This window comes from Streptomyces sp. E2N166, assembly GCF_003671715.1.
Lineage (GTDB): Bacteria > Actinomycetota > Actinomycetes > Streptomycetales > Streptomycetaceae > Streptomyces > Streptomyces thinghirensis.
Window position 1 is genome coordinate 737,692 of the sequence record NZ_RAIF01000031.1, and the last position, 6,461, is coordinate 744,152.

The 6,461-nt window shown below is 73.0% G+C and carries 6 protein-coding genes; 3 read left to right on the plus strand and 3 right to left on the minus strand.

Annotated elements, in window-relative coordinates; translation table 11 throughout:
- A partial coding sequence (locus EBH09_RS25460; protein ID WP_121749231.1) for an ATP-binding protein occupies positions 1 to 2,388 on the plus strand: 2,388 nt, incomplete at its 5' end.
- 88 nt (positions 2,389 to 2,476) lie between these two features.
- On the opposite strand, the gene nucS is transcribed toward EBH09_RS25460, so the two are convergent.
- Positions 2,477 to 3,148: an endonuclease NucS gene (gene nucS / locus EBH09_RS25465; protein WP_121749232.1), complete on the minus strand. Its 672-nt coding sequence runs from the start codon at positions 3,146 to 3,148 to the stop codon at positions 2,477 to 2,479.
- A gap of 279 nt (positions 3,149 to 3,427) precedes the next feature.
- Between nucS and EBH09_RS25470 the strand changes: the two genes are divergently transcribed.
- Entirely contained in the window at positions 3,428 to 3,820 is a 393-nt protein-coding gene (locus tag EBH09_RS25470) for an SCO5389 family protein (protein WP_055421911.1), read from the plus strand.
- 79 nt (positions 3,821 to 3,899) lie between these two features.
- On the opposite strand, the gene EBH09_RS25475 is transcribed toward EBH09_RS25470, so the two are convergent.
- The gene (locus EBH09_RS25475; RefSeq protein ID WP_121749233.1) at positions 3,900 to 4,928 is read right to left on the minus strand and encodes an LLM class flavin-dependent oxidoreductase; all 1,029 of its coding nucleotides are present in this window, start codon (positions 4,926 to 4,928) and stop codon (positions 3,900 to 3,902) included.
- 265 nt (positions 4,929 to 5,193) lie between these two features.
- On the opposite strand from EBH09_RS25475, the gene EBH09_RS25480 reads away from it, so the two are divergent.
- Positions 5,194 to 5,526 (plus strand): ATP/GTP-binding protein, encoded by a 333-nt coding sequence (locus tag EBH09_RS25480; protein WP_121749234.1) that lies wholly within the window; start codon positions 5,194 to 5,196, stop codon positions 5,524 to 5,526.
- Positions 5,527 to 5,532: 6 nt separating this feature from the next.
- Here EBH09_RS25480 and EBH09_RS25485 read toward each other — a convergent pair whose 3' ends face one another.
- Entirely contained in the window at positions 5,533 to 6,402 is an 870-nt protein-coding gene (locus EBH09_RS25485; protein WP_121749235.1) for an ABC transporter permease subunit, read from the minus strand.
- Positions 6,403 to 6,461: the final 59 nt, after the last annotated feature.

Here is a 6,461-nt window from a genome sequence, read left to right on the forward strand (position 1 = left end):
CCCGTCCCACCGGGGCCGGTACGGACCGTGCTCGGCCTGCTGGCCCGCGAGGACGAACGCGAGCGCCTGGTGCGGCTGCTCGCCCGCGGCCGTTCCGTCCGCCTCACCGGCCCCGCCGGCTCCGGCCGCACCAGCCTCCTCGACGTCGTCGCCGAGGACTGCGCGGGCCTGGCGCCCGACGGTGTCGTCCGGCTCAGCGGCTTCCGCCGCACGGCCGACGACCTCCTGTACGACCTCTTCCACGCCGTCCACCGCGCGCCGCTGCACCGCCCGGACCGGGAGGAACTGCTCGGCCATCTGAGGGATGTCGGCGCGGTCGTCGTCCTGGACGACGTCGAGTTCGGCGGCACCGCCCTCGACGAGCTGCTGGACGCCACCCCCGAGTGCGCCTTCCTCATCGGCGCCACCCCGGACGTGCCCGCGCCCTCCGCCGACTCGGCCGTCGAGGAGGTCTTCCTCACCGGCCTGGACCGCTCGGACGGCGTGGAGCTGCTGGAGCGCGCCGCCGGCCGGACCCTCACCGAGGAGGAGGCCAACTGGGCCGGCGACCTCTGGTTCGAGTCCGAGGGCCTGCCGCTGCGCTTCGTCCAGGCCGGTGCCCTGCTGCGCCGGCGCGACCGGCAGCGGGCCGGTGCCGACGCCGTCGACGAGTTCGGTGTCTTCACCGACGCCCGTCCGGCCGACGACACGCCCTACGACGCCGCCGAGGCCGACGAGGTGCCCCTGCCGTCCCTCGGTGAGGCCGCCGCGCCCGCGCCGCTGCTCGCCTCCCGGCTCAGCGCCTCGGCCCGCGCCACCCTGGAGTTCGCCGTCGCGCTCGGCGGCGAGGTGCCGCACCAGGCGCATCTGCCCGCCCTGGTCGGCGACACCCACGCGGACGCCGCCCTCGGCGAGCTGACCGACTGCGGACTGGTCTCGCCGGTCGGCTCCCGCTACCGGCTCGCCGCCGGGGTGCTCACCCAGCTCGAGAGCGCCGGATACGCCGACGACGTACGGGAGAGGGCGCTGGCCGCCGCCCAGCACTACGCCTGGTGGGCCGGCCACCCCTCGGTCACCCCGGAGCGGGTCTGCGCCGAGGCCGACGCCGTGCTGACCGCCCTGGCCGTGCTGGTGCCGGCGACGACCCCGCCCGCGGGCGACGAGGAGAGCCCCGCCGTCCAGCTGGCCCGCACCGCGGCGCCGGCGTTCGCCGCCGGGCTGCACTGGAGCGCATGGGAACGGGCGCTGCGCTCCGGCACCGAGGCCTCCCGGCTCGCCGGTGACGTCGCGGAACAGGCCTACTTCCACCATGAACTCGGCGTCCTCGCGCTGTGCGAGGGCCACCTCGACCGGGCCCGCGCCGAGCTGGAGGCCTCCATCGGGCTGCGCGGCGCGCTCTCCGACAAGCGCGGCGCCGTCGCGGGCCGCCGTGCCCTCGCGCTGGTCGCCGACCGGAGCGGGGACACCCCCGGCCTGGGTACCGGCACCGGCGCGTTCGGTGGGGCGGGGGCCGCTGCCGGATTCGGCGTCCTCGGCCTCGGCCCGACCGCGGGGGAGGAGGTGCCCGACGCCCGGAACGAGGAGTCGGCGTCGCCGCCCGCGGGCGTACCCGCGCCCTTCCCGCCCCTCCAGCCGCCCCCGCGGTCGCCGGCCCTGGTCACCGACGGGGAGGCGTCCACCGGGCCCTCCCGCAAGGCGGGCGTCGGCATCAAGGGTTTCGCGCGGCGCAACCTCGTCGCCGCCGGAGCGGGCGCGCTGCTCGTCGCCGTGCTCGGCACGGTGGTGACCCTCGGAGCCACGTCGGAGAACGACGCCGGCGATCCCTCGGACCAGGTCGGTGTCAATCCGTCGGCCAGCCAAGGCGTCGACGACGGCAGCCTGGGCGCGGACCGGCCGTCCGACGACGGCACGAACCCGACAGACGCCGGCCGGCCCACCGACCCCGGTCCGGACGGCACCGTCGGCACGTCGGACGACCCGGCGCCGAGCGAGTCGGCGAGCACGTCGGACGGCCCGAGCGACTCGGGCGAGCCCGACGACCCGAGTTCACCGGACCCGGGCGACTCGAACGAGCCGGACGACCCGTCCTCGCCGTCCAAGCCGCCCACGTCCGACGAGCCGTCGGATCCCACTTCCTCGCCGGAGCCCAGCGACTCCGAGACGGAGACCGATCCGCCGACCGATGAACCCACCACGCCCGCACCCACCGACACGGACACGCCGCCGCCGTCGACCCCGGAGACGTCCAACAGCGCCACCGGCCCCGGCACGTCCCCCACCGCCGCCAGTTCCCCCGCCGACAGCACCGCGACCGCCTCGCAGAGCAGTACCGCGACCAGCGGCACGGGCACGGGCACCGGCACGGGGGCGCCGAGCGGCTCGGGCCCGGCGACGGGTCAGATCATCTGACGTTCCCCGGAACAGGCACGGAACAGCACGGAGGGCCGGGTCCGCCAGCGCGGACCCGGCCCTCTCGTACGTCGCAGGTGACGCCCGCTCAGAACAACCGCAGCTTGTCGTCCTCGATGCCCCGCATGGCGTTGTAGTCCAGCACCTGGCAGCCGATGCCGCGGTCCGTGGCGAGCACGCGGGCCTGCGGCTTGATCTCCTGGGCGGCGAAGACGCCCCGCACCGGGGCGAGATGGGGATCGCGGTTCAACAGTTCCAGGTAGCGCGTGAGCTGCTCCACGCCGTCGATCTCGCCGCGCCGCTTGATCTCGACCGCGACGGTCCGGCCCTCGGCGTCCCGGCACAGGATGTCGACGGGGCCGATGGCGGTCATGTACTCGCGGCGGATCAGCGTGTAGCCCTCGCCGAGGGTCTCGATACGGTCGGCGAGCAGCTCCTGGAGGTGCGCTTCCACGCCGTCCTTGATCAGGCCCGGGTCGACGCCCAGTTCGTGCGAGGAGTCGTGGAGGATCTCCTCCATCGTGATGATGAGCTTCTCGCCCGCCTTGTTGACGACGGTCCAGACGCCCTCCTCCTCGCCCGTGCCCTCCTTCAGGGCGCAGGGCGGCGACATCCAGTTGAGGGGCTTGTAGGCCCGGTCGTCGGCGTGGATCGAGACGCTGCCGTCAGCCTTGACCAGGATCAGCCGGGGAGCCGAGGGCAGGTGGGCGGTGAGCCGCCCGGCGTAGTCGACGGAGCAGCGGGCAATGACGAGACGCATGGTCGGCAACGCTACTCGACGCGCCCGGCCCGACGCGATTCGCCCGTGCCCCGGCGGCCCCGGGCGCTGTCCCACTTCTCCCATTGGCCCCGTCTTGCGCACTGGCCGATTGTGCGCCTAACGGATGGTGCCCATATGGGCATTCTCCTGGTGCGGTCACGATCGGTTGCTTACGGTATTGAACGGGAGGTCGCGAGGTGTGTACTCAGCGTGTTCGAAATCGCCCTCCCTTTAACTGTCCGGCAACCCCTGCCAGTCGGGGGTGCGAGAGGAGAACCCATGTCGCTCGACGTCTCACCGGCCCTACTCGAACAGGCCGAGCGAGGCGAGGTCGACGAAGCAGCCTTCGTCGACTGCGTCCGGACTTCCCTGCCTTACGCATGGGAGATGGTCAGCTCCCTGGTGGCACAGCTGAAGGTCGACGGCGGAGCGTTCGCCGACAACCAGACGCCCCCGCCGGACGAGCAGGCGCGCGGCCAGCTGCTGCGTGCGCTGGCGAGTGACGCCATCCGCGGTGCACTGCAGCGGCACTTCGGGGTGCGGCTGGCCTTCCAGAACTGCCACCGGGTGGCGGTGTTCCCGTTGGACTCCTCCGTCGACGAGAAGCTGACCCGCTTCACCTCGGTACGCAGCCAGGTGCTGAACCAGTCGCCCGAGTTCCGCGACTGCTGACGCCACGGTCGTCCGCTTGCCGTTCCGTACGCGGGAGGTGCAGTTCTGTACCGGAGCGGCAAGCTCCCCGCCCACGTCCTCAGCGGAGCTGGGGGAGGACCTCGGCCCCGAGCCGCCGTACGTTCTCCTCGGTCGCCGCGAGGTCTCCGGACCCCTCGACGAGCAGGGCGAAGCGGTTGATGCCGGTCCGCTCGCCGGTCGCCGCGAGCCGGTCCGCGCACAGCCGGGGCGGGCCCACCGGGTGCAGTCCGCAGAGCAGTTCGGTGTACGCGTGCGGGTCGCGCATCTGCCGGGCGCGGCCGTCCACCGTGACATGGGAGCCCAGGCCCTGACGCAGCCAGCCGGGCATCGCCTTGAGCAGGGTCTCCGCGGCGTCGACGCGCCGGTCCGCGATCTGGCAGACGCCGGCCGAGACATGGGCCGCGCCGTGGATCTCCGCCGCCGGCCGCCCGGCCGCCCGTGCGTGCTGCCGCCACAGGGCGACCATCTCGGCCTTCTCCTCGTCGCCGACGTGCATTCCGAGCAGCATCGGCAACCCCCGCTCGGCCGCCATGCGCACGCTCGCCGGGGACGTGCAGGCCACGACGACCTCGGGGCCCGATTCTTCCGTGAGGGACTCCGAGGGGCGCGGGACGACGGGCACCTCGCGGAAGCGGAAGCGTTCGCCCGAGGCGCCGACGGCCGGTTCGCGCAGCCAGCGAACCAGCAGATCGAGTGACTCCGGAAAGCCCTCCTCGTACGCCTCCAGGCCCGCGCCGAACACCTCCAGGTCCACCCACGGACCGCCCCGGCCCACGCCCAGCGAGAACCGGCCGCCGCTCGTGACGTGGAGCAGCGCGGCCTGCTCGCCGAGGGCCACGGGGTGGACGGTGGGCAGCACGCTGACCGCGGTGCCGACCCGGATGCGACGGGTGCGGCCCAGCAGCAGCGCGGCCAGTGTCACGGCCGACGGACACGTGCCGTACGGCACGAAGTGGTGTTCGGCCAGCCAGACGGTGTCGAGGCCGGCCTCCTCGGCGACCTCGGCCGAGCGGACCGCGCGGTGCAGCGCCTCGCCCTGGCCCTGGCCCGGGAACTGGGCGCCCAACACGAAACTTCCTACGCGCATTGCTCTTCCTGCTTCCTCGGCTCCGACCCGGAGCTCCCCCACAGGGCATAACCGTCTGACACGTGCCGAGGACACGGCCGGGCGGAGAGATTTGCGGATTGTCTGCTGAATCGGCCGTCGTGGAGGGCCTTCGACGCTCCTCGACGGCCCCCGCGGCAGCTCCGCACGGGGGAGTTGCGGTGGTTGGCGGCGTACGCGTACCCCTGTCCGTGCCGCGTAGGCTGGACGCCGCCCGTATTCCCTGTATAGCTCCGTGAGGTGTCCTGTGTCCCCGCGTCGCAACCGACCCAAGGGAGCCGGTTCGTCCGGCCGGAGCGCCGAGGACGAAGGCACCGGCCGCTACGGCGGCTGGCAGTCGTCGGAGAGCTGGCAGGGCGAGCACTGGAGCGTACGGCACGTGGCGGGCGCGAGCGCGCAGGGGAAGGCGTACCGCTGCCCGGGCTGCGACCAGCTGATCCCGGACGGTGTCCCGCACGTGGTGGCCTGGCCGGCGCACTCGGGCGTCGACGACCGCCGGCACTGGCACAAGTCCTGCTGGAACGCGAAGGACCGCCGCACCACGCGGGTGCAGCGGTCCCGTAACGCGCCGAAGTTCTGAACCCTCCTACACGTCCCGCTTCTCCAGCAGCGCGAACGCGCCGGCGAACGCGGCGGCCGTCACGCCGAGCATGATCCACAGCGGGTCCCAGCCGGACGGGCCGGAGTCGCTGAGTGAGTTGGCGTAGAAGATGCTCATCTGGTTGGGGATCGAGTACTCGAGCAGGGCCTGTTGCACGTCCTTCAGCGACTCCGAGAACATGAACAGCGCGACCACCAGCGGGGCGAGCAGCGTCCCGATCATGATCGTGATGGCTCCCGCGGAGTGCCGGATGATCGAACCGATGGCGAGCGAGAGCAGCCCGAGCAGCGCGACGTAGCACGAGACACCGAACGTGGCCTTCAGCCACTCGCCTCCGGTGGGCTTGTCGGCCCCGTTGCCCTCCAGGAGAGCCATGTGCATGAGGGCGACGAGCGCGGCGGACACCAGCGCCACGACGAACGCCACCAGGAAGAACACGATCCCCTTGGCCGCGAGGACCCGGCCGCGGCTCGGGCAGGCGGTCATCGTGGTCCGCACCATGCCGGTGCCGTACTCCGACGCGGTGGTCATCACGCCGAGCGTGATGACGCAGATACTGCCGAGGAGCAGTCCGAAGAAGCCCAGCTCCAGCGAGTTCGAGCCGGAGAGGTCGGACGAGGAACTCGCCACGACCAGGCCGGCCAGCAGGCCGATGCCGACGACCAGCAGGACGAACACGCCCAGTGTCCACATCGTCGAGCGCACCGACTTGATCTTCGTCCACTCGGAGGCGAGCGCATGCCCGAGGTGCGTGCGCACCACCGGGATCGGCGACGTGTACGTGGCGTACGGCGACCCGGGCGCCGCCTGCCACTCGGGTGCGGCCTGCTGCGTCGGGGGCTGGGGCGTGCTCATCGGGCGTCCTCGGGCTTGGTCGGGTCGGTGACGGGCGCGGGGGCGGAAGTGGGCGAGGG

Bases quoted from the DNA above. Each gene is read 5' to 3' on its own strand.
- nucS (WP_121749232.1), bottom strand. From the start codon at position 3,148: ATGCGTCTCGTCATTGCCCGCTGCTCCGTCGACTACGCCGGGCGGCTC.
- EBH09_RS25470 (WP_055421911.1), top strand. From the start codon at position 3,428: ATGTCGCTCGACGTCTCACCGGCCCTACTCGAACAGGCCGAGCGAGGC.
- EBH09_RS25475 (WP_121749233.1), bottom strand. From the start codon at position 4,928: ATGCGCGTAGGAAGTTTCGTGTTGGGCGCCCAGTTCCCGGGCCAGGGC.
- EBH09_RS25485 (WP_121749235.1), bottom strand. From the start codon at position 6,402: ATGAGCACGCCCCAGCCCCCGACGCAGCAGGCCGCACCCGAGTGGCAG.